Raw genomic sequence first — 26,884 nt, 5'->3', positions numbered from 1 at the left:
GTGAAGTACATGAATGAACGAATTCGTGGGAAAATTGTTACGATTACGGGTGCCTCAGGCGGGTTAGGTGAACAAATTGCCAGACATGCTGCTAAAAGTGGAGCAAAATTGGTTTTAATCGCACGGAGTTTGGACAAATTAGAAAAAATCCGTAAAGAATTAATGACTGATTTTAATTGCGAGGTTTATGTATATACATTGGATGTATCCGATCGGAATGCTGTTGAACAGACATTTGCCCACATCAAGAATGAAGTGGGAGATACCGATGTTCTGGTGAACAATGCTGGCTTTGGAATTTTCGAGAAAGTGTTGGACGCAAGTTTAGATGATACAGAATCCATGATCAATACAAATGTGGTTGGACTCATTGCCTGTACGAAAATGGTACTGCCTGCGATGGCAGAAAAGAAATCAGGCCACATTATCAATATTGCATCCCAGGCTGGGAAAATGGCGACGCCGAAATCAAGTGTTTACTCAGCAACGAAGCATGCGGTACTTGGATTTACAAATGCCTTACGTATGGAAATGCATACAGAGAATGTTTTTGTTACATCCGTCAATCCTGGACCGATTAAAACCAATTTCTTTAATATCGCAGATAAAGAAGGTACGTATATCAAAAACATTGAACGCTTGATGATTGATCCGGTCAAGCTGGCAGAAAAAATCACGAATATCATGCTAAAAAATAAGCGGGAAATTAATGCACCAGGCTGGATGAATGCGGGAAGTAAGATTTACAGTTTAATTCCGAGGACGGTTGAAACGCTCGGGCGAAGTCAGTTTAATAAAAAATGATAAGAGAAAATCCACCTAAAAAACAAGGTGGATTTTTTGTTCCTGCAACGACTTGATGCTAGATCCGTTTCATTTTATATAAAGAGATTAGTATTTCCATAACATAGCGATGAACTGATGTCCTGCACCAACTGTCCAAAACATAACATAATCTCCGCGCTTAATACGCCCATCCTGTATCCCTTCATGGAAAGCGAGGAACGGACTGCTCGAACCTGTATAGCCATATTGATCTCCAATATAAATGACCTTTTGGCTTTGGATATCCTAGTGTTGTTCAATGGTTAACTTATCTCCATATGCAAATTGTGAAATACAAAATGCAGCAATATCGGATATCCTCAAGCTATTCGGCTCCAAAATACGGTCAAATAGATCAAAAATAATCTGAGCAGAAAAACTCGCATCGAAAGGGGTAAATTGAATGTATTGGCTGTCAGCATTTGCATTTATGGATTTACTTAATCCTTCCTTTTGATAAATAATCTTATCTACATCTTGATTGATTACTTTCATATCTTTGCAATCTACGATTAAAAGGTATTCTTTATGTATGGCGATACCGCTTGTGCTGTTATCTTTTTTGGAATTTTAATTGATGGGGAGTAGTTCTATTGATGAAGTAGGGCAGGAGGAGGTTTATAATAGCAGCAACGTGTTAGATGGTTACTGGAAAAATGGATGTACATAAAGATAAGAAAGACAAAATTATATAAACATAATACATATTTATTGAAAAATAGAGTTAATAATATTTAGATTAATGGGTATATAGTAAATATAGTTATTATAGAATAATATTTTAAAAAATATATAAGAGAGAGGGTGGCTAGTAATGAGTCGTCAAATGATTAATATTTTAAAATGGGTATCAGGCGGTATGGAAGCATTATTAGGTATACCTGTTCTTGGAGGAACAATTATCCTAAGCATGGCATGGGTACCCTTATTTATTATGCTTGCTTTCCATATCATCATTGTAGTCTTTTCGTATAAAGCCGGAATAAAAGCTAACGGAAATATACTGGGAATTGTAACGTCCGTTGTTGGCTTCATTCCTGGTATTGGAATGATTATGCACTTGTTGTCAGCGGTATTCATCCTTGTGGATGCTGCTCAAAATCAGGCTAAAACAGCTGTTTGATAGAATTGAAAATAAACCCGATAAAGCCCTTGAAGGTTTTATCGGGTTTTTCATTAATCAGTAACACGAATACTGCCGGTCTCCGTGCTCAGTTGAACTGTAATGCTTCCATCCCCACTCATATAACTTCCGGTTTTTTTGCCAAAGATTCGTTTACTGCCTATCTCAGAGTCTGCTGTAATTAAGATGTTATTTGGATCCTGATTAATTGTTAAGTCGATTTCTCCAAGTTCATTTTTGGCGATAAGCGGTTCAGTGATTTCATCCGTCGAAATATCAATCGAGCCAACTTCATTATCGACCTGGAGCTTGCCGCTGTATTTTTGTATCTTAATGTTCCCTAGCTCTGAAGAAGCGATTATTGAAGTGGAGGATACATCGCTTATATGAATGCTTCCAACTTCTGATTCTGCATTTAAGTGGGCTGCATTAATCTGAGAGATTGTAATTTCACCGACTTCATTTGATGCTGAGATTCTGTCATACTGTTTTTTTGGCAAATAGACTGTAATATTCTCTGATGATTTTTTAAAATTAACACCTAGAGAAATAGTATGATCCGCCTCGTTTGTAATGGACAGGGTTTCACCGTTCTCTTCTATTTTTATGGGATTGGACATTTTAGACCCAATTGTCTCAATAATAATTTCATCTCCAGATGTTTCTGCCAGCTTGATTGTCCCTACGGTATTATTGACATCAATCGATTGTATCTCTGAACTTTGAAACTGCTTCGTTTGTTTGTCATTCTCATTTTGAAGTGAAAAAAACGATTTTGCAGTCAGCAATGCTCCTGAAAAGCCAATAACGATGAGTATTCCAGCTACAATCAGCCACTTTTTATACATGCTTCATACCTCCCTTTACAACTGAAACATTCCATTTGCAATATTTAATAAACACTTTAGAACTAAAGATGGTTACATAATACATGCCAAACAAGAGGAGAATTCCTAAACCGCTGAACCCGATTGAAAGAAAAACTTCAAATGCATAGGCCTGATTGAAACCCAATATAATACCAATCAGGTGGAGGAATGGTGATAATATGAGACCGATACTTGCCCCCCAACCGCCTAACAATATACCTCCAAGAGCTATGGCAGGACCAAGGACAAAAATTAGATTCAGAAAGCTCAGTCCAATTGTTAATCCAATCGCACCAAAGACGTTTGAGAAGGTCATCTTCCTGTCTATCTCGGCAAATGTATTCGATATATTTAATTCCTTTGCGATTAATTCAGGAGAACCAAGATTATCTGATATTTCACTCTCGGACTTTCCCTCTAATAAACCATTTTCAAAATACTCATTATAATCATTTAAGATGTCATTGCGTTCCTCTTTAGGCAGGGCGCTAAGATGGTTAGATAATTGTTGCAAAAATTGTTCCCGATTCACTGTACTTCACCTTCCTCAATAATTTGATTAACACCTGTGGAAAATGCTTGCCATTCTCTTACCAGCTGCTTCAGGTAATCCCGGCCTTTTTCTGTTAGATGATAGTATTTACGAGAGGGCCCCTCTGTAGATTCCTGTAAATAGGTCGTGAAATATTCTTCTTTGGTAAGTCGTCTGAGAAGCGGATAGACGGCTCCTTCGGAAATTTCAAATTTATCGGAAATCCCCTGAACGAGCTCATATCCATAACGATCCTTGTTATTTAACATAACAAGTACGCAAAGCTCTAAAACGCCCTTTTTGAATTGGACATTCAATCGTAAAGCCTCCTTTCCTTCGCTATTATACATTGTATAGTAGTAATTATAGTATTACACAAGGTACTGTTTAATGCAAGGTAGTATGGATGTTTTTGTAAAAATAATTCAATGAGCGAACATGCAATTAAATTTTTGAAAATATTTTAAATTTGTAATTGACTAACAATTCAAATAGTAGTAATCTGTGTAAAGACTTACCAATTTACTTATCAATGAAAGGAGGACTGTATGATGAAAAAATCAGTGATTGTTGTAGCGTATCATCGAGTCGATATGAGATTTGTGCAGTCCTCCCGTTTAAATATGATTTAACTCGTTTTAAACGAAAAGACTGCACGTTGCCGTGAGTACTTTTGTCTAACTCAAATGTAAAGATTGGACGTTTTTACGTTCGAATCTTCTTTTGATTGGAGGAAGTATCAACACGTAATCGTTGCAGTCTTTTTTTTGTTGGTAATTTTAAGTTGTATTCAAAAAAGGAGGAAGAAAAATGGAATCAAATGTGGTCAATGTAAAAATCTCAAGGGACATACAGGCAAACAGTACGTAGCAATTAAAATGTTCTTCGGTTAAGACAAAGGAGGAGATGGAATGTTTTCGGTTTTAAAGAAATTAGGTTGGTTTTTTAAAGAGCACTGGATTCGGTATACAGTCGCAATCGCGTTATTGAATATCGTAAATGTGCTGGAGGTTTTGCCACCGATGATTGTTGGGATGGCCATAGATGACATGAGTATAGGTGAAATGAATCAGGAGACACTCATGACCTATGTTTGGTGGATGATCGGGTTAATGGTCACCCTCTATATACTAACCTATATATGGAATTACCAGTTATTTAGTGGAGCGTATGTTTTAGAGCGGAAGCTGCGCTCAGGATTTATAGGTCATTTATTAAAAATGACACCAACCTTCTATGAAAAGAATCGTACAGGCGATTTAATGGCAAGAGCAACCAATGATCTTAAATCTATATCCGTTACAGCAGGATTCGGTATTTTAACGTTAATGGATTCTACCTTATATATGATTGCGATTTTAGCAACAATGGCCATTACAATTAGTTGGGAACTTACGCTTGCCGCCATCTTACCTTTGCCGATTATGGCATGGGCAGTCAAAAAGGGCGGAGAGCGAATTCATGAGCACTTCACAGTAGCACAGGATGCTTTTGGTGAACTAAATGACAAGGTCCTTGAATCAGTCGCGGGTGTCCGTGTCATTCGTGCTTATGTACAGGAACGAGCGGATGAAAAACGCTTTGAAGAGATGACAGAAGATGTATATGAGAAAAACATGAAAGTAACGAAAGTAGATGCCATGTTTGATCCGGTTATCACATTCGTTATTGGTATCAGTTATTTAATCAGTCTTGGATATGGAGCCAATCTAGTATTCGCTCAAGCCATTTCAATTGGGCAACTTGTGACCTTTAACGTATATCTATCGATGCTGATTTGGCCGATGATCGCCATTGGGGAATTAATTAATGTCATGCAAAGAGGAAATGCCTCTCTCGATCGCATGAACGAAACATTATCTTCTCAGGAGGATGTAAAAAACGATCCGAATCCAGTGGATGTCCCGGAATTAGAGAACGTTATATTTGATCAAGTAGTATTCCGTTATCCTTCTTCAAAGGTGGATAATCTAGCCGATATCAATGTCAAAATCGATAGCGGGGATACCATCGGAATCGTCGGAAAAACAGGAAGCGGAAAAACCACATTTGTGAAACAATTGCTCCGTGAATATCCTGCTGGGAACGGAATTCTTTCCCTATCCGATGTACCGATTGAAAAACAAAATCTTGAGGATGTCCGGGAATGGATTGGATATGTACCGCAGGATCATGTTTTATTTTCTAAAACAGTTCGGGAGAATATTTTATTTGGAAAAATGGAAGCAACTGATGAAGAGTTTTGGAAAGCAGTTCGCCTCGCTGATTTTGAAAAAGATATAGAGAGACTGCCGAACAGACTGGAGACGCTGGTTGGGGAAAAAGGTATTGCTTTATCTGGCGGACAAAAGCAAAGGATTTCAATAGCCAGGGCGTTAATTAAAGATCCGGAGATTCTGATCCTCGATGACTCCCTCTCTGCAGTGGACGCCAAGACAGAAACAACGATTATCGAAAATATTCGGAATGAACGAAGCGACAAAACGACGATAATCACTACTCACAGATTATCAGCAGTACAGCATGCAGACTGGATTATTGTACTGGATGATGGAGTGGTGATTGAGGAAGGCACACATGAAATGTTGCTCAATAAGAAGGGCTGGTATAAAGAACAATTTGATCGCCAGCAAATTGAAGCGAACAAGGAGGTGAGCGCCTAATGAACGAACATTTGGAACAAACGGAATCCAGTTGGAAGACTGGAAAACGTTTATATCAATATGCAGTGAAGTGTAAAGGAACCATTATCCTAGCACTAATGATGTTATCCATCTCGGTAGGGGCCGACTTAATCGGACCCTATATCGGGAAAAACATGATAGATAACCATATTATGGGGATTGAATCTCCATGGGTAGAAACGAAGGATACAAAGGATGCGGTTCACTATCAGGGGAGCACTTATAAACGTGAGGCCTATGTAGAGGATGGGGAATGGACCGGAAGTGAGGTTGCCATCCAACAGGTTGGGACGACATTTTTATTCCTAAACCAACCGATAGAGTTTGATGGGAAGAGATCCTATAAAGATGGGCAGCTAGTGATTACTAGTGGAGAAAAAAGAGCAACCTATGAGGCTCAGAAATTGTCAGGAGCACAAATCATGGCGTTTTATCAGCCGGAGATCAGCCGTATAATGCAATTGCTTGCTCTGTATTTCGGAATTATGGTTGTGGCATTCTTCTTTCAATATGGGCAGAGCTATTATTTACAAAAAGCAGCGAATCGAATTATTCAAACAATGCGAAAGGACGTTTTTGCTCAAATTCAAAGACTGCCGATTCGCTACTTTGATAATTTACCGGCAGGAAAGGTAGTAGCACGGATTACAAATGATACCGAAGCAATTCGGGAGCTTTATGTAAGGGTTTTAGCTAACTTTTTCTCGAGTACGGTTAATATTATCGGAATTATCATTGCTCTATTTTTACTTAATGTAAAGCTTGGAATGGTGACATTGATTATTCTGCCGCTGCTCGTTGGATGGACATTATTATTTCGTAAATTTGCTACAAAGTATAATAGGGTCATTCGGGCGCGTATAAGTGATATTAATGCCATGATTAACGAATCCATAAATGGGATGAATATCATTCAGGCATTCAAGCGGGAGAAAGAAACAACAGAGGAATTTGAAAAACTGAACACAGAGCATTATGTATACCAAAGTAAAATGCAAAAATTAAATTCCTTGTTAAATGGAAATCTTGTAGGTGCTTTGCGTGTTATTACATTAACACTATTTATTTGGTATTTCGGAGGTATGGCAGCATCTGGGGAATCAGTCGTCAGTCTTGGCGTTTTATACGCGATGGTGAATTATTTAAATCGTCTGTTCCACCCAATATCAGGAATTGTCAATCAGTTTGCAAATTTTGAACAGGCGATGGTAGCCGGTGAACGTGTATTTGCACTTCTGGATGAGGAAGGTATTGATGTTGAGGATCAACGTAAGTCACGTTTTAAAGGGCATGTTGAATTTGATCATGTATCTTTTAGCTATAAAGAAGGAGAAAAAGTATTAAGGGATATTCAGTTTGAGGCTAGTCAGGGCGAAACAATAGCCCTAGTGGGGCATACAGGCTCTGGGAAAAGCTCCATTATGAATCTGTTATTCAGATTTTATGACTATCAGGAGGGGGCTATCCGCATTGATGGGATAGAATTGAAAGATATCCCACATCAAACCTTGCGTGAGCATATGGGAATTGTTCTACAGGATCCATATTTGTTTACTGGAACCATCCTTTCGAATATCACACTTGATGATCCAAAAATTTCGAGAGAAGTAGCTGAAAAAGCGTTACGTGATGTGGGAGCTGACCGCGTATTGGCCCATCTTGAACATGGGTTTGATGAACCGGTAGTTGAAAAAGGGAGTACTCTTTCATCAGGGCAGCGCCAATTAATATCCTTTGCCCGTGCTTTGGCTTTTAATCCGGCCATCCTGATTCTTGATGAAGCAACATCCAGTATTGATACAGAAACAGAAAGCTTAATTCAGGAAGCAATGGAAGTGCTAAAGAAAGGTCGAACCACTTTTATTATTGCACACCGTCTTTCTACTATTAAAAGCGCTGACCAAATCCTTGTTCTCGATAAAGGAAAAATTGTGGAGAGAGGAAACCATGATGAACTCATGGAATTAAAAGGAAAATATTATCAAATGTATGAGCTTCAGATTGGAAAACTTGCAGGTTAATCCTTTGAGTAAAAAAATCCATTTAAAGATAAAACAATAACAACAAGTTAATTAAAAGGATGTATATACTGAAACTAAAAGATAAAGAGGAAGCGATAAGCTTCCTCTTTTACTATAGTATAAGAAGATATCTAAGGATTCTTATACTAAATTAATCTCGGCATCTATTCTAGTCCATTATTGCCCAATAAGCAGGCTTAAGATTATAATTCGGATCAAAGACAAACGGTGCATCTTTTCCAACGCCATTATTATATTCCTCGGCACGGTCGTCTAGCCATGTATGATTATCTGCAATTCCCCAGAATGTTACGTTACTGATCTTATCTCCTAATCTCTCATACATTTCAAATAACTCATTATACCTGGCAGCTTGACGCTGGAACTCTTCTTCTGGAATATCCTCATATGAAGGATAAGCAGGTCTTGGTGGCCAGCCGTATAAGCTCACATCTAACTCGGTTACTTGATTATCTAAACCAAGACTGGCAAAACGATTAATAGATTCCTCCGTTTCAGCAATGGATGGCCAGCCTAATTGAATATGAGCTTGATGACCCACACCGTCAATAGGGACTTTTTGTTCAAGCAATTCAACAACTAAGTTATATAAATGGGTTTTTTTGGGTTCCACCTCTGTGTTGTAGTCATTAATGTACAGTTTTGCATCCTTTTTTGCATATTTTTTAGCTGTTTTAAATGCTACCTTAATATAATCAGTACCAGTTATTTGATACCAAGGAGACTCACGCAGCTTCTGCTCATTTGATGCATATTCGTCAATCACTTCGTTTACAACATCCCATGAGTCGACATCATTTTTATATCTTTTGACAATCGTTTTTATGTGATTTTCTAAGCGCTGTAATAATAGCTTTTTATTTTTCTCCCGCTGTTTTGGATTGGTTTCTTCGGTCATTTTATTCCCGTTCTTATCAATAAAGAACCAATCAGGTACCTGACTATGCCATACAAGGGTATGAAAACGAACATCCATATCATTTTTCTTGGCGAATTTCACAATTTTATCTGCTTCTTTAAAATTGAATTTCCCCTCTTCGGGTTGGATAGATATTGGCTTCATTACGTTCTCTGCGACAATACTGTTATAGTGACGCTTTAATACATGACCACTCTTGCCCTGTAATTGATCAGGTTCGACAGCAGCCCCAATTGTAAAAGAATCTTCGTATCTTTCATATAAAGGGGAAGCTTTTAAAGCACTTAATGGCTTAGCACTCGCAATATCGGTGGAAACGACAGGAGTTACAAGGGCAATAGCTAATCCGAAACTTAGAAACTTACGTACTAATTTTTGTGACATGTCCTAATCTCCTTTTCATTTAAAATAGAAAGCGTTTACATAGGTATTTGAACATTATTATAGAAGGTATCTACTTAGTAAGTCTAGGAAACAAACTAAGTTACGAGAAAAATAGGCCATAAATCACGGAGAGAAAACTAGCTGACAAGTTAATATAGGGCTAAGTACATAAAAGAAATGGAGTGCGGTATATAGATTGAAGCCAATACCTGTACTTGTTAAAAGAACAATCACTATAGTTGCATATGTCTCAATCAAAAATATAGGAAAGGTCATTAAATCGATTAATTGCCTATTATATAAGGCTGTTGCTCTATTGGGGAGCCGGCATATTATTACGGAAGTAAAAAAAGATATTCCTTATAGAAATCTTTCGGAATTTACTATATTATGAATATATTGAAATAAGTAAGCGCTTCAAATGAGGTTATATGAACATATAAGTTTTAGCCTACCCATAGTGTAAGATTACAAGTATTTATTCTGTATTTATTGATTTCATGTTATTTAACTAACATAAGGGGTGTTCTTAATGATTGTTAAAGATTTCTTCATTGCTCTTTCAGAAAATCAGCTTTTAAACCGCACAGCTCAAAAATATGGGTTAAAAATGGGTGCCCAAACTGTAGTTGCCGGTACAAATATAGACGAAACAATTGAGAGTATAAAAGAGTTAAATAAGTATGGAATTTCTTGTACCGTGGATAATCTTGGAGAATTTGTGAGTGATAAAGATGAAGCTGTAAAGGCGAAGAATCAAATCCTTCAGGTTATTGAGGCCATTTATGAAAATAAAGTCGATGCTCATATATCATTAAAACCCTCTCAATTAGGGTTGGATATAGATTTGGATTTCTGCAGAGACAATCTGTTGGAAATTTTTGAAGCAGCTGCAAAGTATGATATTTTTATAAATATTGATATGGAGAACCATTCCAGATTACAGCCTTCTTTTGATTTAGTAGATCAGATATCGGAAAAATACGATAATATTGGTACAGTTATACAAGCATATTTTCATCGAGCCGAAAATGATATACAAAAATATAAAAATTACCGCCTTCGTATTGTAAAAGGTGCCTATAAGGAACCTGCTGAATTAGCCTATCAAACAAAAGCAGAAATTGATAAAAATTATATCAATTTGATAGAATATCATCTGTTAAATGGTAAGTTCACCTCCATTGCAACACACGATCATAAAGTCATAAACCATGTGAAGCAATTTGTAAAAGATCATCAAATTCCTAATGAAAAATTTGAATTCCAAATGCTCTATGGTTTCCGCTTCGATATGCAAATGGAATTGGCTAAAGAGGGCTACCAGTTTTGTACGTATGTTCCTTTTGGGACGGATTGGTATGGATACTTTATGAGACGTTTGGCTGAAAGACCTCAAAACATAAGCCTTGTAACGAAACAAGTATTCACCAAAAAAACAAACACGGCTCTTGCGATAGCAGCCGGTGCCTTTTTACTTGGCAGATTATCTAAGAGAAAAAAATAGATATGCAAGAGCCACTACCCTACAAGAGGATAGTGGCTTTTTAGTTAATCTATTTTTCTGAAATATTACTAAAATATTACAATAGAAAAAGAATTGTAATATAATAGGAGTTAAATAGAGATTTATAAAGGAAGATTAAAGAATGCGTAATTTTGCAATTATCTTGGTTACTATTATAGTATCCATAACAGTAATGAGCTGGATCAAGCCGACTTCCAGTTTGGCTGACAAAACCAATGATCAATCAGGGCATCCAGAACTGAACATGGTTACATATGAAAGGACCGTAAAAAAAGTGCCTGAAAAATTAAATGGTAAAGAAAGAAAAGTAGTTTATTTAACAATTGATGATGGTCCAAGTCTTTATACAAAGGAGTTAATTGCTATACTCGATCAATTTGAAATACCGGCTACTCATTTTCTGATCGGAAATAATATGAAGAAATACCCGGATATGGCCAAGGAATATGTCAACCGTGGAGATTATATCGGAATGCACTCAATGAGCCATGATTATAATAGATTGTACAAAAAGGGAAAAATTGTAGAAGAAGTGATGGAAACACAGCAATTAATCAAAGAACAGGTAAATATTTTGCCGATTTTATTCAGATGTCCATATGGATCATCTCCAGGGTTAAATACGAAATTGCGAGATCAAGCTGCACACGCAGGATTGAAAATGTGGGATTGGACAATCGATTCAAAAGATTGGAAGCTGCAAGAGAATCCTTCAAAAATTGAAGGAGAAATTCTGAAGCAATTAAATGGATCTGAGGAAATTATCTTAATTCATGAAAAGAAAGGTACCATTGAGGCATTGCCAGGAATAATTAAAAGTATAAAGGAAGCGGGCTATGAATTTGAAAGATACGAAGAATCAAAACATTTTCCGGCAAACTTCCATAAAGATAAGAGATTATAAGGACGAGGAATCGTATGATTAGAAAGAAAATAGGTATATATCTAGCTTTAATTGTAACCAGTATGTTAATGGCTGTTTTAATTCTACCAGTTATACAAAAGTATGATGAAAAATATTTGAAGGTTCATAATCAAGTGGCATGGGATTTTAAGTCTAATATGAATTATGGGGAGCTTTTTAATACCGAAAATAATAAGCTGCAATCCCTATACGAAATGACAGTAAAAGATGGAGCAGATAACCTAAAAAAGGCTGAAAACCAAATAAGTAAGGCTGAAGAGACAATCAATCAGTGTAAACTAATGGTTGACGAGGACAAATCATTGGTAGAAAACCAATTAATACAAATGAAAGAATCAGAAGAATTACTGAGTAAAATAGATCAGAAAAAAGTACATAAGGAAACATTGTTGAGCCTCCATGACTCACTGATTAACCTGTTACAAACATATAATCAAGCCCTTGATCAATATGAAGAAGTACTTAACTTGGAGCAAAAGATATACTCAGCGTTAAAAGCGGAAAAGGATTTAAAAGAAATAACCGCTATTATAGATGAAGCAAATCAATCATCCGGTGAATTATCTGGTACAATCAAGGATTTAAACGGCTATATAGTATCCTACAATAAGCTACAAATCTAATTCAGACATCTTCCATTGATTTGCAGTTAAACTCTTGAAATGGTTCACTTGTAAAATTGGAATCTATTAAAGAGCAAATAGTCTTTTAATAAGTAGAAAATTGGTGATTGAAAATTTTTCTCCTAACATGGTAATATGTTTAAATCAGTGTGTAGAGATATTGGTATAGTTGATATGCCAAAAATATATGTCTTGATGATACGTCTGCCATCTGAATTTTTCATTTTTCGGAGGGTATATATGCATAGAGAAGATAGGTTGCCACAAAACGCAAGAGAAGGCATATTATTTATGCTCATCATTTCAATCATCTCAGTAAATACGATTGCACCAATTATTATGGGATTGGAACGTGGTTTCAGTAAAGAAAATTATATCGAAACCTTAAAGATTATTCCAATTATGTGGATCATTGTTGTTTTATTGGTGAGATTTGTTGCTGGACCTGTGGTTGGTAAAATAATGCCTAAATTCATAGGTAAAACAGATGGATTCAATGCAAGAGTTTTAATGAATACATTTTTCAATGTAACCGTTCTATCCGTCCTTTTAACCATTATCGGTACCTGGGTTGGCTCAAAACAAATCAGCTTAGAACCTTTTCAAAATTTCTTTTTGAGCTGGTTTAGGAATTTCGGTGTGGCATTTTGGATTGAATTAATAGTAGCACAGCCAATTGCCAGATTTGTAATGAAGAAAATCCATAAGAGAAAAGCGAATAGAGCAGAGACAGTTAACGTATAAGATCTGTGAGATTCTCAGAGATTGTGAGATCAATCTGCAAAATAATAAAGTTCAACCAGAACAAGACTGGTTGAACTTTTTATTTTGCTCATTATATTTTTTGTGTCGGTACTTATGTTGGGTGTTAAAAGGCTTGGATATTCACCACAATCTTGATTAGTCGCATGCTATAATAGGCCCTTGTGAAGACAATTGAATAACGAAAAAAGGATAATATGCACTAATTTGTAAGAATATTCTATACAATAGATATAGAGGCGGAATTCCGCTTTACATAATTACTATTTATATAGAGGAGAGGTGAAAAGACTCAGTGTCGAATGAGAATGAATATTTATTAGATAACGAACAAAGTGTTCCAAAAAAGAAGGTCGAAAGACATCCTGGGGAACCAACGACTGCTTTTAAAGGTGCTACCTGGGCGGCTTTATTGGTAGGGGTTGCTGCTTATCTAATAGGATTATTTAATGCTTCAATGGAATTAAACGAAAAAGGGTATTATTTCGCAGTATTAGTATTTGGACTTTATTCAGCAGTATCATTACAAAAGGCGGTTAGAGATCGAGATGAGGATATACCTGTGACAGCCATCTATTATGGAATTAGCTGGTTTGCTCTTATTGTTGCAATCGCCTTGATGGGCATCGGTCTTTATAATGCGGGAAGTATTGATTTAAGTGAGAAAGGATTTTATGGTATGTCCTTTGTATTAAGTGTATTCGCTGCCATAACTGTTCAAAAAAATATTAGGGATACACAGAAGGCTAAAGAAAAAGATTGAGTCATTTATGAAATCAAAAGCAGATACTCCTTTTTGTTTCAAGGGCTATCAGAAGTGGCCCCCAAAAGTCGGATATCAATTCTAACTTTCGGGGGTTATTTCAATTTCTATAGGAAATACACTTTCTTTGATGGAATTTAATTATGGAAAATAATTAGAAGGAGTAGAAGAATGGAAGGACTGGTAAAGAGAATTGATACCGTATTTTTAGAGGTAAGCGATTTAGACTACTCGATTAAATGGTATTCAGAAAAATTAAGATTAAATATGAGATGGAATCGAAATGGGTATGCTGCCTTCACAATAGGAGAAACCTCGTTAACCCTTGTTCAATCAACAGACGCAAAACCTGCAAAACACTACCCATTTAATTTCTTTACAACTAACATAGATGAAGTACATAAGTTCTTTATAGAAAATGAAGTAGATGCCGACGAAATAGCTGATTACCCGGATATACGAACCTTCGATTTTAAAGATCCGGATGGTCATATTCTTAACTTCTGTCAATTTAACGAATAACGACTTGATAGCAGGGTTTGTTCCCTGCTTATTTTCTATCAATATGAAAAAAGGATAGATTCTCTATCCTTTTTATCCAATAAACTGTGCCCTACGGAATTTCATATAAATGTCTCCGAACAATAGAAATTGAGTGAGGAGTGGCTTTAGCAGCCATTCTATTTCTGCAAATACACCTCAGCTCTTTTTTCTAAATAGCGCTGCAGAAGAGAAACAGCCGCACATATGCACCAATAGATCATCGCTACAAGTATGTACATCGTCATATAATCAAATTCCCGTCCTCCGACGATTTTGGCATGCTGAAATATTTCAGGGACCGTTATCATCGCTGCCAATGAAGAAGCTTTGATTAAATCCAGCAACACATTAGAGAGAGGTGGTAGCGCAATTCGGACAGCCTGCGGAAGGATAATCCCTCCCATGGTTTGCCAATAGGATAAACCCAATGATTGTGAGGATTCCCATTGTCCTTTATCGACAGAACCAAGAGCAGAACGGTTGATTTCAGCAATATAAGCTGCACTGTTAAAACTGAATCCAATAATAGCCGCTTGCATGGCAGTAAATTCAATTCCGATAATCGGAAAGCCAAAATAAAGAATAAAAATAATCACAAGAATGGGTACACCGCGCATAAAAGAGATGTACATGCTGGCTGGCCAGCGCAGCCATTTACTTTTTGAACTCCGTCCAAGAGCCAAAAAGAAACCAATGATCAATCCCAAAGCCATACTGATAAATGAAATCAAGAGGGTATTCGATAAGCCTTCAAGAACATATGGCAATGAATCGATTGCTAATTCTGGGTTAAATATATATTGCCATTGGATATCTGCCATATAAATTCCCTTTCAATCACTTATTTAACTGAGTCCAACTGAACTTCTTTTGTAACGTCTGCGCTGTCATAGAATTTTTTAGAGAGCTCCGCCATTGTTCCATCCGTTTTCATTTCTTCCAATACCTTGTTTATTTCGTTCAACAAGTCACTGTTATCCTTTTTCATCAATATGGCTTGATTGCTTGGGTTGTATTTTATATTAGGATGTACGGTAATATCGAATTCTGGAAATGCAGCTACAGCTAAACGCTGAGTATAATAATCATTTAGAATAATGTCAGTTCTGCCAGTAGAAACATCTCGCAAATATTGATCATTTGTTGCATTGTCATAGATGACTTCTTCAGCTCCATGTTCACGTGCCACTTCCATATATGTAGTTGTTGCTTCTCCAGCTGCTTTTTTCCCTTTTAAACTATCAAGATCTTTAATGCCGGATAAATCTGATTTTCTAACGATGGCAGCGCCGAAGGAATATTTATAGGGTTCAGAAAAAGAAAATTTTTCTCTTCTTTCCTCAGTAGCTGTAATATCATTGACAGCGATGTCAGTTTGTCCATTGTTGATGGAGGCTAGCATTCCATCAAAGGCCATTTCAGTAAATTCAGCTTCTAGGTTTAATCGTTTAGCTACTTCACGTGTTACTTCCACATCGTATCCGGTTAATTCATTTGTTTCAGAATCATGATAGGAAGCGGGATATAAGGTTCCGGAAGTTGCAACTTTTAATTTGCCGGATTCTTTAATGGCTTCCCAGCCGGTTTTTTCCTCTTTTTTGCTTTCTTCCCCTTTGTTATTACTGCATGCAGCAGTAACCAAAGCTAGCATTGCAATTGCTAGAATTGATACAAGTCTTTTAAAGCTATTTGTGGTTATCATATTTTCACCTCGCCTACCATTATATTTGAAAAAAATGTATATGTCATTTGGGAATAAACTTGAAAGGGTATCGCGCGAAATAGAGCGTAGAAGAAATGCAAAAGGGAACAAAATTACTAATGAATGGGAGGGCACAGATGAAGGGGATAGCAGGAGTGATGCTAGTTTACTAAATTTAATAAGTTTAGTCTGGTATACAAAGCAATAAAAAAGAAATAAACGGGTGTAGTATAATGGAATGAATAAAAAAAGGTAGTGGAAATTAATCCAAAACCTTTAGCATTTCGGTGATCTTTCTTTTCGTCTCTTCCAAGTCGTATTCCTTTTCTCCAAGTGTTTCTCCATCTTCAGAATAGAAATCTGCAAAATTTTGTCCTTCATACCGCGGAACTACATGCATATGAAAATGTGTTAATTCATCAAATGCTCCACCGTTCTGACAGACTGTAATGCCATCCGGATTAAACAAAATTTTTATCACTTTTGATAGCCTCTTTGCTGCCATCATTACGGAGCTTGCCGTATTATCGTCAAATTCATTAAAGTATCGAACATGTTTTTTAGGTAAAATCAAAACGTGTCCTTCGTTATAAGGATCAATATCTAAAATACAACAAACATAATCATCTTCAAAAACTACATAAACATTTTCTTTTTTATGTGCTAAATTACAGCCTAAACAATTCATTACAGCTCCCCCTTTATTAAATTATATACGTAATTAAAAAAGTGCAGAGGGGAATTTTAGGAATAACAGAATGAAGGTATTGATAAAGGTGGGTAAGGGAGGTGGAATCTTGAAGATTACGACGAAAGTTTCCCTATATATCGGGTTATCCTTATTGCTTCTCATCGTTCTTTATCTGTATGAACTTGAACGACAAATCGACTCACCTGGAATCGAAGGAACAATTATCATTAGCGAAGCCGATGCTGTATTCATTGTGCTCGATTCAAATTTTGAGAATGAGGACGTGGATTTGCCGATTGAGGAGCTGCAAGCCAAATATAAAAATGTCGGGCGTCTATCCATCCATCAAAGTGATTATAGAGGTGAACTAAAAACCGGACAAAGGGTGAAAGTATGGATGAGCCAAACAATGGAATCCTCTCCCCCTATCTTTAAAGCGATAAAACTGGAAAGATTGTAGCAGTATTTTCATTTATTACATTAAAAAAGCCCCGTGCCATAAATAGTACGGGGATAGAATCCTTTGAAGTTCTAGACTATTTTCTTTTCTTTTTCAGCTACGGGGTTTATGCGATTGATTTCAGGAGCATGGTGCTTAGATTTAATCCAGGACCAGCCAATTGCTGCCAGTAAAATAAATCCCACATAGCCCATGATTGGATACACGGTGTTTACCAATGTAGTAAAACCAGCAAAGCTAAGACCAAAACCAATTGCTCCGAATATCACAACTGAAGGATGAAAGAAGCGTCCTTGAGGAATGATTCGCACTGTGAATGCATAAAACATTCCCACGCATGTATTGTAAATCATAGCCAATAGAATAATAGATAGCAGGTTCCCGATTAAAGGTGAGATACTATTAGCTAAAAATAAAGTAGGCATTTCTACAATTTGCATATTAGCCATATCAGTCATCATACCTATATTAATCAGCAGCATGAGTACACCGAGCAGGATACCGCCCATAATTCCGCCAATAGCTGCTTGTTTTTTATTTTTAAACGTTCCGCTAATAACAGATAGCATAGAGAAACCGACAGCAACATTAAAGGATACATAAAGTAATGCGGACATGAACCAATTTGAAGCCGCTGCTTTGTCTAAATCAACATTACGCTCTATGTCTATAGGAGTGATTCCATTTTTAATTAGCGCGTATCCTGATATAAAAATCATAATAACTAATAAAAATGGTGTGATTGAGCTAATGATAGAGATGATTTTCTCTACCTTCAATAGCATGGTCAGGATGGTGATAACTGTCATAAATAGTGAACCCCAGATGGCAGAAATCCCAAACTGTTCCTCAACAATTGATCCTGCGCCTGCTATCATAATTACACCAACGCCAAATAAAAAGAACGATAAAATTATATCCAGTGCTTGACCAAGAAAACGTCCGCAAAGAACCTCGATGATTTCTTTATGTGAGGTGGCTTGCATATGGCTGCTCAGTTGAGAGAGCTGCATGGCAATAAAGGAAAATAAGACAGTTGCCAGCAAAATAGCAGGTATACTGTAAAAGCCAAAATTCGTAAAAAACTGCATGATTTCTTGGCCAGAGCCAAATCCCGCTCCAACAATGACTCCTACAAATGCACCTGCTAGGTATAAACTTTGTTTCATTTTATCAGTCCTCCTTTATGGTAGTTTGGAGGGATATCCAAAAATTAAGTATTCTGATATATTAACATATTCATTCTATTTTAACAAATTGAAGGAAATGGAATTAAGTTTTTGGGAAATCCCGTTATAGAAGAAAGGTTAGTTTGGTAAAATGAGATAAAAGACAGTATAAGGGAGGATTCCATATGACAAGAAAAGTAGATGGAGTTCCAGCAGATACAATGAAGGAAAAGATATATTCAACCGTTATAGGCGGGATTATTGGGGATGCTCTTGGTGTACCGGTAGAATTTAAAGCCAGAAATGCCGGCGTTACAGATATGATCGGTTATGGGACCTATAATATGCCTCCTGGAACATGGTCTGATGATACATCACTAACGATGTGCCTGATTGAAAATTTAATTGCAGGAAAAGATGAAAATGATTTGATGAACCGCTTTGTTTCCTACCAGGATAAAGGCTACTGGACCCCATATGGTGAAATGTTCGATATCGGCATTGCAACCGCAAATGCTATTAGCCGTTATAAGCAAGGTGTACCGGCTGTTCAGTGTGGTGGGAAAACGGAATATGATAATGGCAATGGCGCACTTATGCGTATAGTGCCACTTGTATTTACATTATCGAAAGAGCCAGATTTTCAGACGAGGAAAAAGGAAATAGAGAGAATTGCGCATGTCACGCACGGCCATCCAAGATCTACCCTTGGTACAATTATTTATGTGGAATTTTTGCTGAATATGTACGATCAACATTCACCTTTAGAATCCTTGGAAATTGCACTCAATACATGCTGGGAACAGCTTGGATCAGAGAATGAGTATCAACAAGAATTTGCTTCATATGAAAGAATCTTTAGTCTAAGCTTGCTTGAAGCAGACCGCGATGATATTCGCTCGGATGGATATGTTGTTCACTCACTTGAAGCTGCTTTGTGGTGTTTCTTTAAATCTCAAACCTATGAAGATGCCGTTCTTGAAGCGGTCAATCTGGGCAATGATACTGATACGATTGCTTTTATAACGGGAACTATAGCTGGTATGTATTACGGGATGAAAAATATTCCGGAAAAATGGGTGAATGCCCTGGTCAGTCAAGATAAAATCATAGACCTCTGTGATCGCTTTTATGGCTATTGCGTGGAGAAAGCGAAATAATTTTATAGATAAAATATATGAAATCACTAAAATAGACCTGCTCAGGAAGTCTGCAAAAACGACTTTAGGACAGGTCTTTTTTAAAAGGCTTTTTTTCGCATAGATTGTCACTCTGAATAGAAAGAAAGAAGTACTTCTTATATAGATAAATATGTCTAAAGGTAGTGAAATCCCATTAATCTCAACCTTTCGTAAAAAGTATGACAAGAATAATTTACTTTTTATGGTATTGTAAAAAGACATATTCGGCTGAAGAGCAGGCTAATCAGATAAATTAAACTTTTAGACGGGAGAAGCTATCTTGATGGTTATCTATAATAGGCAGTAGAGTTTTCTAGGGCTTGAGACTTAACTTAAAATACTTCTATAGCTCATTTTTATTAGCTTGTTAGTAACGTATGCTTGAAAAAAAGAAAGTGGGTTATAGAAAGCAATGAAGATAGAGTCAAGAACGTGTAAACTGGATAGCCTAAAGACGATGCAAATATTTATAGATACCTCTTCATTAGAAATATTTATTAATGAAGGAGAAGAACATTCACAGCCCGTTATTTCCCTAAGCTAAAAGAAAAAGAAATTCTTTTTAGTAGAGAAGGACGATTTGATTTGATGAAATGGGATCTTGCTTAAATAATTTCCTTATCATGACTTGTATAAATGCCTATTATGGCTTTTGTGCAGGTCTTTTTTTGTAAATAAAAGTTTTTTCACCCATGACATTGTGTCTAGATGAGCAAAAAGTATTTATTATAAAAGGGATATATTTGCATATGACAGAAAGGGATTCTTTGAAGCTACACATTCATTCTACCTATATTAAAAAAGTACTTTACTCGCATTTACTCTATAGCAGGGTAATAGTATCCTAAGAAATAGTACACAAATTAGAGTACTAAAAATAGAGTATTGTATCAGAGCTTACAATCATTAAGAATATGTAAGGCTAAAAGAAAAGATGGAAGGAAGGTAGATTGATGAATAAGACAGAAGAAATGGTTTCCAACCAGGTTCTGGGTGTATTAAGTGGAAAGAGTAATGAAGATCCATTTTCTGTATTTGCAAAAATGCGCGAGCTTGGGCCTATCGTTTCTATTCCCAACCCTTTGGGAGAGGCAGATCGTCAAGCTTGGATGGTTGTACATATGGATGAGGCAGTCCAAATCCTTAAAAATCACAAACAATTTACTGTAGATCCTTCCTCTATTGATGGAGAAAAGGGTTTTAGAGATAAAATTTATAGCGAGGTAGATACATCAGCACCTGACACATTTTTTACCGGCAAATCAATGCTTTTTGTTGATGGTATGGACCATAGGAGATTACGGATGTTGGTCTCAAAAGCATTTACACCAAGATATATGGAAGGCTTGCGACCGCGTATTCAAGAAATTGCAGATGAATTACTTGATAAAGTTCAATCTAAGGGTGAAATGGATCTTGTAAAAGACTATGCTTACCCATTACCAATTAATGTGATTTCTGAAATGTTGGGGGTACCATACGCAGATCGTGAAAAACTCAATATATGGTCCTCCGCGATTGCGAAGGGGATGGGCTGGGGGAGACAAGACCCTACTGTAGCAGCCCATTTACAGGAATTTGGAGAATACACCCAAAACCTGGTTGCAGAAAAGAGAGCCAATCCTTCTGATGATTTAATTAGTCAGCTTATTGCGATTGAAGCAGAAGGAGAACGTCTTGAAGAATCAGAATTAATCTCAATGATTACTTTATTAATTTTTGCTGGGCATGAAACCACCTCAAACTTAATCGCAACGGGATCGATGTTGTTGTTTGAACATCCTGAACAACTAGAAGCATTAAAAAGCGATCTAAGTTTAGTTCCATCAGCTGTAGAGGAATTATTACGTTTCAACGGTCCATCTACAAGTGTGGGTCCACGCTTTGCAAAAGAGGATGTAGAGATAGGCGGCAAAAATATTAAAAAAGGAGATATGGTTCTTGTGACGGTAAAAGCCGCGAATCGAGATGAGGAAGTATTTACTGATTCAGAAGGGTTAGACGTGAAGCGGAAAATAGATCATCACCTAGCATTTGGACATGGTGTCCACACCTGCTTAGGAGCTCCGCTTGCAAGAGTAGAGGGAGATATTGCATTTACTACCCTATTAAAACGTTTTCCTGACTTAAGACTGAATGTACCTCAGGAGGAAATTCAATGGCAATTTGCCCTTTCCTCAAAAGGAATCGATTCACTTCCTGTTGCTTTTTAGTATATATAATAGCAAAAAGCCAAGACCTTGATTTAAAAGGTTTTGGCTTTCTGGTTATAAGTATTAAATTAATGCCTTTAAGTTTTATTGTGCTGTTAAACCACCATCAATGATGAATTCACTGCCAGTTGAGTAGCTGGACTCATCAGATGCCAAGTAAAGCACTAAGTTAGAAACTTCTTCAGATTGAGCCACACGTTTAAGAGGAATGTGTTTAGCAAATGCTTCTACGGCTGCTTTTGTATCTTCTTGTACAACCATTGGTGTAGCAATGACACCTGGGTGAATAGAGTTTACACGAATACCGTAATTTGCACATTCGATTGCAGCTGCTTTTGTCATACCGCGTACTGCAAATTTAGTATCTGTATAACCGATAGCACCAGCAACGATTCCGTTCATAGACGAGATATTAACAATCGATCCACCGCCAGCTTTTTGCATGGCTGGAATAACTGCTTTCATTCCTAAGAATACAGAAAGTTGGTTAATATCCACGATACGGCGATAATCTTCCTCAGTCATGTCTAAAATAGATTTTGCCATTGTAATACCAGCGTTATTGACTAAGACATCGACTTTTCCAAATGCTTTTTCCGCTTCTTCTACAACCTTTGCCCAATCTTCAGCACTAGTAACATTTTGTTTTACAAATAAAGCGTTTTCCCCAAGTTCAGCAGCTGTAGCTTGACCTTTTTCTACATTAAGGTCTGTTAAAACTACTTTAGCGCCTTCTTCTACTAATCTACGAGCATGTGCCGCGCCCATACCTTGAGCCGCTCCAGTAATAATAGCAACTTTACCTTCCATACGTGCCATGATGGCATTCCCCCTCAGCGCCTAATATTTAGTATTAGGCATATTATCCTACACTTATAAATTACCAAATAAATGTTCCGTTTGTCCATTATTTAGGATTAAATATCATTATATTTACATAATTTATCCATTTTTGACGAATGTTAAGAAGGCACTGCTTTCATTAGAAAAAAGAAGGCTCTGTTAAAGGTAAATGTTGATATTTGAAACCTTACCGAAAAGTTTGTATAATTACCATTAGAACAAACATTCGGGAGGCGACAAGGTTGAGCAAAGCGTTCAGTAATCTATTAAAACATATCGGCAATTTGTCACATACAGAAAAAGAACGAGTGTTTCAATGGGTAAAACGCTACGTTGAACCTTCTTCCTCTGTCGGTGTTCGCCTAATCAATGAAATGCGAGAAACTCGTTTTAAAGAAGGCTTTCAATGCCCTCATTGTGCATCTGAACATATTGTTCGATTTGGAAAACACAATGGTCGTCAACGCTATCGTTGCAAGTGTTGTAGTAAAACATTTACTGATACAACAAACACTGTTCTATATCGTACTCGTAAAGGTGATGAATGGATTACGTTTGTTGACTGTATGTTTAAAGGCTATTCTCTGCGAAAATCTGCCGAAATTGTAGGGGTTACTTGGGTTACACTTTTTTATTGGAGACACAAATTGTTAAGTGCATTAAAACAATTGGATTTTGAGCAATTCGAAGGTATTGTCGAAGTTGACGAGACCTATTTCCTATACTCTCAAAAAGGTCAACGTGGCATTACAGAACGAAAACCTCGTAAGCGAGGTGGCAAATCTAAGCATAGAGGAATAAGCCACGAACAAGTTTGTGTTCTTGTCGCAAGAGACCGCACCAAAGCAACTGTATCAAAAGTAGCTTGTATGGGGCGTGTTGTTAAAACCAAGGTAGAAAATATGATAGGTTCTAAACTGACACCGAATAATGTACTTGTTACAGACGCTTGGAGAGCCTACAAAACCTATGCTAAAGAGAAAGGAATTGAACATTACAGAATTAAATCAAACGATGGTAAGCACGTTATCAAGGGCTTGTATCACATTCAAAATGTAAATGGTCTCCATTCTCGTATGAAACAATGGATAGACCGATTTAAAGGTGTGGCTACAAAGTATTTAGATAACTACCTTGCGTGGTTCTTGTTTGTAGATAGCAGGAGTAACGAAAGCACAAAACACAACATTAAAGAGTTCTTACTCACATCATTTGTATTTGAAATGACTGATACTTATGATAGTTTACGTTTATCAAAATTCAGAGCTTAGTTTCTTCTCTATTTTGAAAAACCTGTTTATTTAGCACAGCTATCTGAAAGGGAGAATTAACTTATGGAAAGAGAAGAAAGAAAAAGGCGTTTGGAAGAAATACTGAGAGAAAGAAAAAAGAATGAAGAAAAATTAGAAACCGAACGACGAATTACGGAGATGTTAGAACTATTCCCTGATAAAGATAAAGTGGAAATATTAGATGAAAAAGAAAGTGATAAGGTTGAAACTGAAATGACAGAATGCTTTCCGATTGCGTGGTACGGAAGAATTGATTGGGATAAGTTGAGTAACAAAATAGTTATCCCGAACGAAGATATTTCAAATATACCGTTTTTCCTATCACAACAAAGTTTGGAAAATACGTTACCAGTCTATATAATTGTCGGATTATACAAATACCCTGTGGTCAAGACTTCATTAACGACAGCTTTGGACAATATTGAAGAGATTATGAGTATGGGACCAGACCAGTGGATTTACTGCCCTTTATCAAAATATGTGATTGAGTTTTTCCACGATGACATAATATCTGTGGGTTGGTTGTAAAATCGTTCGTGATAAACAGATGGTGGGAAACCTTATTGATAAGGTTTCCCTTTAATCTCACCTAATATCAACATTGAAATTTAACACAGCCAAAAAGAAAGTAATATAGTAGAAGATTACTCTCTTTTAAGGATCGTTAATTTATAACTGAATCGAAGTATGGCTAGCTAATAGATTAATAACACAACCAAAATAACTCCCTAAAAAACTGTAGGGAGTTAATTACTGGCTATTTTAAAGAATGACATTTGTCGGATCGTCACTGAGTTGTCTATATCCGAGTATCCAATTCCAAGCATCATCCAGCTGATCGGAGTCAAAATGCTTAGCTTCAATGCCCGGTACCAAATTACTGAGCGTTGCAATCATATTGGACCAACTCTGATCTGCTACAATTGCAATCTTGTTAAATTGATTCATTCGTTTTGTATCGAATTTGATTCCTTCTGCCAGACCTTTAAGGCTGGCTCCATCAACGTTTTCAATGACAGCTAGTAAATTAAATTCCTTACCATCCAATAAATTTTCTTTTACAAAGTTATCTAATTTACGTGCATCTTCTTCAGTCGATTTCCCGTACATTTCTACTGCGATAGTAGAAGGATCCTTACTTGGTAAAAATGTTAGCATTTCTATTCCTCCTTATGCATCGTTTTATTACACAATTCCCCTGTAGAACAATGTCAAACCAATAATTTACTATTTACAGATACTTGAAAAAACCATCATAATACATATGAGCAAATTTTAGGTATTTTATACTGATAAATCAATTAGAAGGGCGGGTAACTTGGACTATATAAAGTGATATAACAATTTTTTTATTTATTCTTTAGTTTTAACGCTCGACCGTAACATGGATTCTTGGCATGGAATAGAAGCGAAAAGGTATTTAGGCCTCTAAAAATCCAAGTGGTAAAGGAAGCGTTAGTAAAACAATAGAGGTGACAGGTATATTGCCATATACCTTGGCAGGATTAACCTATAAATAACATCATAGATTGGAGATATGTACAGTGTTTATGTTTATCGGTATGGCTGGTTTTTTAGCATTTATAGTTTATTTGATTTTGTCAGTGATTTCCGGCTTACGAAAAACAGGTAAGGCAAAGAAACATCTTAAAATGGCTGCAATCATGTTTGTCGTGTTTATGGTTGGTGCAATGAACAGTTCAGATGAGCTGGAAGAAGCTCCAGTGGAAACAGAGGCAACCGTAACGGATGAAAAGCAAGAAACAGCAAAAGAAGAGCAAAAGGAAGAGATTGCTCCTTCTGCCGTAGCAGATGTAAAAAATGCCATTCAAAAAGGGATGGATTATCAGGATTATAAGCAAATAGAGCAAGATCAATTGAACGTGGAAACAGGAGAGACCTACTCAATTGGAAATGGAAATGAAGGACATGTATTAAAAGCGACAGATGGATACGTGGTAGTTGGAACGGACTATTCGAAAGTGCTGTCAGTTGAATCATTTGCGAGTAACGAAGAAGCTAAATCCTATGCAGACAGATTAGTAAAAGAAGCTGAGGCAGCTGAGTTGGCTGCAAAGGAAAAAATCTATGAAGAGTCCAAAATAAAACTAAGCGGTTCAGGTGATGAATCAACAGATATGATTAATCTGCAAGCTGGATTTGCCGTTTTTGAAGGAAACTACACTGGCGGTAGTAACTTCATTGTGAAATTGATGGATGAAGCAGGCAATAATGTAGAATTGTTAGTCAACGAGATTGGCAGCTACAAAGGAAAGACGTTTGCCATGATTAATACGACTGGTAACTATTATTTAGATATTAAGGCATCTGGTAACTGGAATTTCTCTATAAGTCAGCAAATTCCACCAACCCCAGCTGAACTTCCAACTGAAATCAGTGGAGAAGGGGATGATGTTGTTTTTGTAAGAGCCGGCGGCGGAAACTATAAATTCACATCCACACATCAGGGATCCTCTAATTTTATCGTTCGTATTAATGGAACGGGCTTACTTGTCAATGAAATCGGAAACTATAGCGGCTCCACCCGCAATAAACTGGAAAACGGTGATTTTGCGATTGTAGTCAAAGCCGATGGAAAATGGTCAATTAAGATAGAAGAATAAAAACAGCTCAGTAGAATGATGTTTCACCCCGAAAGTTAGAGTGAACTGCACCCCCAATTGTTAAACGTGTGTCTAACAATTGGGGGGCAGTTCACTTTTGGGGTATTTTTGTTTTGAGAAGGCTCTATTCGTAAACATTGTTGTTAATGAAAAAAGAGAGATAGCATACCGCTGTCTGCTTGTGCCT

29 protein-coding genes are annotated in these 26,884 nt (G+C 36.8%); 17 read left to right on the top strand and 12 right to left on the bottom strand.

What is annotated here, in order from left to right; genetic code table 11:
• Positions 1-9 precede the first annotated feature (9 nt).
• A complete protein-coding gene (locus A8L44_RS09255) occupies positions 10-804 on the top strand; it encodes an SDR family NAD(P)-dependent oxidoreductase (RefSeq protein WP_066104670.1) in 795 nt (264 codons plus the stop codon).
• A gap of 87 nt (positions 805-891) precedes the next feature.
• On the opposite strand, the gene A8L44_RS19475 is transcribed toward A8L44_RS09255, so the two are convergent.
• On the bottom strand, positions 892-1,068 hold the full coding sequence (locus tag A8L44_RS19475; protein ID WP_077248084.1) for a 3-oxoacyl-[acyl-carrier-protein] synthase III C-terminal domain-containing protein: 177 nt from the start codon (positions 1,066-1,068) through the stop codon (positions 892-894).
• 3 nt (positions 1,069-1,071) lie between these two features.
• Positions 1,072-1,320 (bottom strand): hypothetical protein, encoded by a 249-nt coding sequence (locus A8L44_RS09250; protein WP_066104667.1) that lies wholly within the window; start codon positions 1,318-1,320, stop codon positions 1,072-1,074.
• Between the two features lie 319 nt (positions 1,321-1,639).
• On the opposite strand from A8L44_RS09250, the gene A8L44_RS09245 reads away from it, so the two are divergent.
• Entirely contained in the window at positions 1,640-1,948 is a 309-nt protein-coding gene (locus A8L44_RS09245; RefSeq protein ID WP_225983600.1) for a hypothetical protein, read from the top strand.
• Positions 1,949-2,001: 53 nt separating this feature from the next.
• Here A8L44_RS09245 and A8L44_RS09240 read toward each other — a convergent pair whose 3' ends face one another.
• Genes A8L44_RS09240 through A8L44_RS09230 form a run of 3 tightly spaced genes read right to left on the bottom strand, consistent with a single transcriptional unit; the run spans position 2,002 to position 3,666 of the window.
• The gene (locus A8L44_RS09240; protein ID WP_066104664.1) at positions 2,002-2,796 is read right to left on the bottom strand and encodes a DUF4097 family beta strand repeat-containing protein; all 795 of its coding nucleotides are present in this window, start codon (positions 2,794-2,796) and stop codon (positions 2,002-2,004) included.
• Positions 2,789-3,349 carry an HAAS signaling domain-containing protein gene (locus A8L44_RS09235; protein ID WP_066104661.1) on the bottom strand — a complete coding sequence of 187 codons (561 nt, stop codon included), beginning with the start codon at positions 3,347-3,349 and terminating at the stop codon, positions 2,789-2,791. Before A8L44_RS09235 ends, A8L44_RS09240 begins: the two co-directional genes overlap by 8 nt.
• Positions 3,346-3,666: a PadR family transcriptional regulator gene (locus A8L44_RS09230; RefSeq protein ID WP_066104658.1), complete on the bottom strand. Its 321-nt coding sequence runs from the start codon at positions 3,664-3,666 to the stop codon at positions 3,346-3,348. The genes A8L44_RS09235 and A8L44_RS09230 overlap by 4 nt, the downstream gene beginning before the upstream one ends.
• 594 nt (positions 3,667-4,260) lie before the next feature.
• On the opposite strand from A8L44_RS09230, the gene A8L44_RS09225 reads away from it, so the two are divergent.
• Both A8L44_RS09225 and A8L44_RS09220 read left to right on the top strand, forming a co-directional pair.
• On the top strand, positions 4,261-6,012 hold the full coding sequence (locus A8L44_RS09225; RefSeq protein ID WP_066104653.1) for an ABC transporter ATP-binding protein: 1,752 nt from the start codon (positions 4,261-4,263) through the stop codon (positions 6,010-6,012).
• Positions 6,012-8,054: an ABC transporter ATP-binding protein gene (locus tag A8L44_RS09220; RefSeq protein WP_066104652.1), complete on the top strand. Its 2,043-nt coding sequence runs from the start codon at positions 6,012-6,014 to the stop codon at positions 8,052-8,054. The genes A8L44_RS09225 and A8L44_RS09220 overlap by 1 nt, the downstream gene beginning before the upstream one ends.
• 169 nt (positions 8,055-8,223) lie before the next feature.
• On the opposite strand, the gene A8L44_RS09215 is transcribed toward A8L44_RS09220, so the two are convergent.
• Entirely contained in the window at positions 8,224-9,378 is a 1,155-nt protein-coding gene (locus tag A8L44_RS09215) for an endo-1,4-beta-xylanase (protein ID WP_066104649.1), read from the bottom strand.
• A 532-nt stretch (positions 9,379-9,910) separates the two neighbouring features.
• Between A8L44_RS09215 and A8L44_RS09205 the strand changes: the two genes are divergently transcribed.
• The 6 genes from A8L44_RS09205 (at position 9,911) to A8L44_RS09180 (ending at position 14,501) form a co-directional block, all read left to right on the top strand.
• Positions 9,911-10,885, top strand: coding sequence for a proline dehydrogenase family protein (locus tag A8L44_RS09205; RefSeq protein WP_066104637.1), 975 nt, complete (start codon positions 9,911-9,913; stop codon positions 10,883-10,885).
• Between the two features lie 142 nt (positions 10,886-11,027).
• Entirely contained in the window at positions 11,028-11,810 is a 783-nt protein-coding gene (locus A8L44_RS09200) for a polysaccharide deacetylase family protein (RefSeq protein ID WP_066104633.1), read from the top strand.
• A gap of 14 nt (positions 11,811-11,824) precedes the next feature.
• Complete coding sequence (locus tag A8L44_RS09195) at positions 11,825-12,454, top strand: YkyA family protein (protein ID WP_066104630.1); 630 nt, start codon at positions 11,825-11,827, stop codon at positions 12,452-12,454.
• Between the two features lie 240 nt (positions 12,455-12,694).
• Positions 12,695-13,198 (top strand): hypothetical protein, encoded by a 504-nt coding sequence (locus tag A8L44_RS09190; protein ID WP_066104627.1) that lies wholly within the window; start codon positions 12,695-12,697, stop codon positions 13,196-13,198.
• A 313-nt stretch (positions 13,199-13,511) separates the two neighbouring features.
• A complete protein-coding gene (yiaA, locus tag A8L44_RS09185; RefSeq protein ID WP_066104623.1) occupies positions 13,512-13,979 on the top strand; it encodes an inner membrane protein YiaA in 468 nt (155 codons plus the stop codon).
• Between the two features lie 171 nt (positions 13,980-14,150).
• Positions 14,151-14,501 carry a VOC family protein gene (locus A8L44_RS09180; RefSeq protein WP_066104619.1) on the top strand — a complete coding sequence of 117 codons (351 nt, stop codon included), beginning with the start codon at positions 14,151-14,153 and terminating at the stop codon, positions 14,499-14,501.
• A gap of 158 nt (positions 14,502-14,659) precedes the next feature.
• Here A8L44_RS09180 and A8L44_RS09175 read toward each other — a convergent pair whose 3' ends face one another.
• From A8L44_RS09175 to A8L44_RS09165, 3 genes are all read right to left on the bottom strand, one after another.
• A complete protein-coding gene (locus A8L44_RS09175) occupies positions 14,660-15,343 on the bottom strand; it encodes an amino acid ABC transporter permease (RefSeq protein ID WP_066104616.1) in 684 nt (227 codons plus the stop codon).
• Positions 15,344-15,363: 20 nt separating this feature from the next.
• Entirely contained in the window at positions 15,364-16,224 is an 861-nt protein-coding gene (locus A8L44_RS09170) for a transporter substrate-binding domain-containing protein (protein ID WP_066104615.1), read from the bottom strand.
• Between the two features lie 262 nt (positions 16,225-16,486).
• Positions 16,487-16,912, bottom strand: a complete 426-nt coding sequence (locus A8L44_RS09165; protein WP_066104612.1) for an HIT family protein — start codon at positions 16,910-16,912, stop codon at positions 16,487-16,489.
• A 109-nt stretch (positions 16,913-17,021) separates the two neighbouring features.
• Between A8L44_RS09165 and A8L44_RS09160 the strand changes: the two genes are divergently transcribed.
• Complete coding sequence (locus tag A8L44_RS09160; RefSeq protein WP_175354268.1) at positions 17,022-17,375, top strand: DUF3221 domain-containing protein; 354 nt, start codon at positions 17,022-17,024, stop codon at positions 17,373-17,375.
• Between the two features lie 71 nt (positions 17,376-17,446).
• Here the strand turns inward: A8L44_RS09160 and A8L44_RS09155 are convergent, their stop codons facing one another.
• Positions 17,447-18,544 (bottom strand): YkvI family membrane protein, encoded by a 1,098-nt coding sequence (locus A8L44_RS09155; protein ID WP_066104608.1) that lies wholly within the window; start codon positions 18,542-18,544, stop codon positions 17,447-17,449.
• A gap of 185 nt (positions 18,545-18,729) precedes the next feature.
• On the opposite strand from A8L44_RS09155, the gene A8L44_RS09150 reads away from it, so the two are divergent.
• The 3 genes from A8L44_RS09150 to A8L44_RS09145 all read left to right on the top strand — a co-directional run bounded on the left by A8L44_RS09150 (position 18,730) and on the right by A8L44_RS09145 (position 21,938).
• Complete coding sequence (locus A8L44_RS09150) at positions 18,730-19,704, top strand: ADP-ribosylglycohydrolase family protein (protein WP_066104605.1); 975 nt, start codon at positions 18,730-18,732, stop codon at positions 19,702-19,704.
• A 433-nt stretch (positions 19,705-20,137) separates the two neighbouring features.
• Complete coding sequence (locus A8L44_RS19470; protein WP_368072432.1) at positions 20,138-20,269, top strand: GH32 C-terminal domain-containing protein; 132 nt, start codon at positions 20,138-20,140, stop codon at positions 20,267-20,269.
• Between the two features lie 409 nt (positions 20,270-20,678).
• Positions 20,679-21,938, top strand: coding sequence for a cytochrome P450 family protein (locus tag A8L44_RS09145; RefSeq protein WP_066104602.1), 1,260 nt, complete (start codon positions 20,679-20,681; stop codon positions 21,936-21,938).
• Positions 21,939-22,022: 84 nt separating this feature from the next.
• Here the strand turns inward: A8L44_RS09145 and A8L44_RS09140 are convergent, their stop codons facing one another.
• Entirely contained in the window at positions 22,023-22,757 is a 735-nt protein-coding gene (locus tag A8L44_RS09140; RefSeq protein ID WP_066104599.1) for a glucose 1-dehydrogenase, read from the bottom strand.
• Between the two features lie 266 nt (positions 22,758-23,023).
• On the opposite strand from A8L44_RS09140, the gene A8L44_RS09135 reads away from it, so the two are divergent.
• Both A8L44_RS09135 and A8L44_RS18510 read left to right on the top strand, forming a co-directional pair.
• Complete coding sequence (locus tag A8L44_RS09135; RefSeq protein WP_066104594.1) at positions 23,024-24,052, top strand: IS1595 family transposase; 1,029 nt, start codon at positions 23,024-23,026, stop codon at positions 24,050-24,052.
• A gap of 63 nt (positions 24,053-24,115) precedes the next feature.
• Positions 24,116-24,601, top strand: a complete 486-nt coding sequence (locus tag A8L44_RS18510; protein WP_077248052.1) for a CDI toxin immunity protein — start codon at positions 24,116-24,118, stop codon at positions 24,599-24,601.
• 234 nt (positions 24,602-24,835) lie between these two features.
• Here A8L44_RS18510 and A8L44_RS09125 read toward each other — a convergent pair whose 3' ends face one another.
• Positions 24,836-25,231 carry an STAS/SEC14 domain-containing protein gene (locus tag A8L44_RS09125; RefSeq protein WP_066104589.1) on the bottom strand — a complete coding sequence of 132 codons (396 nt, stop codon included), beginning with the start codon at positions 25,229-25,231 and terminating at the stop codon, positions 24,836-24,838.
• Positions 25,232-25,617: 386 nt separating this feature from the next.
• Between A8L44_RS09125 and A8L44_RS09120 the strand changes: the two genes are divergently transcribed.
• Positions 25,618-26,697 (top strand): hypothetical protein, encoded by a 1,080-nt coding sequence (locus tag A8L44_RS09120; protein ID WP_066104585.1) that lies wholly within the window; start codon positions 25,618-25,620, stop codon positions 26,695-26,697.
• Positions 26,698-26,884 lie beyond the last annotated feature (187 nt).

Source organism: Bacillus sp. FJAT-27986 (assembly GCF_001685035.1).
GTDB lineage: Bacteria > Bacillota > Bacilli > Bacillales > Pradoshiaceae > Pradoshia.
Note: the sequence above shows the minus strand (reverse complement) of the source record. Positions and strands in the feature narration are given on the sequence as shown.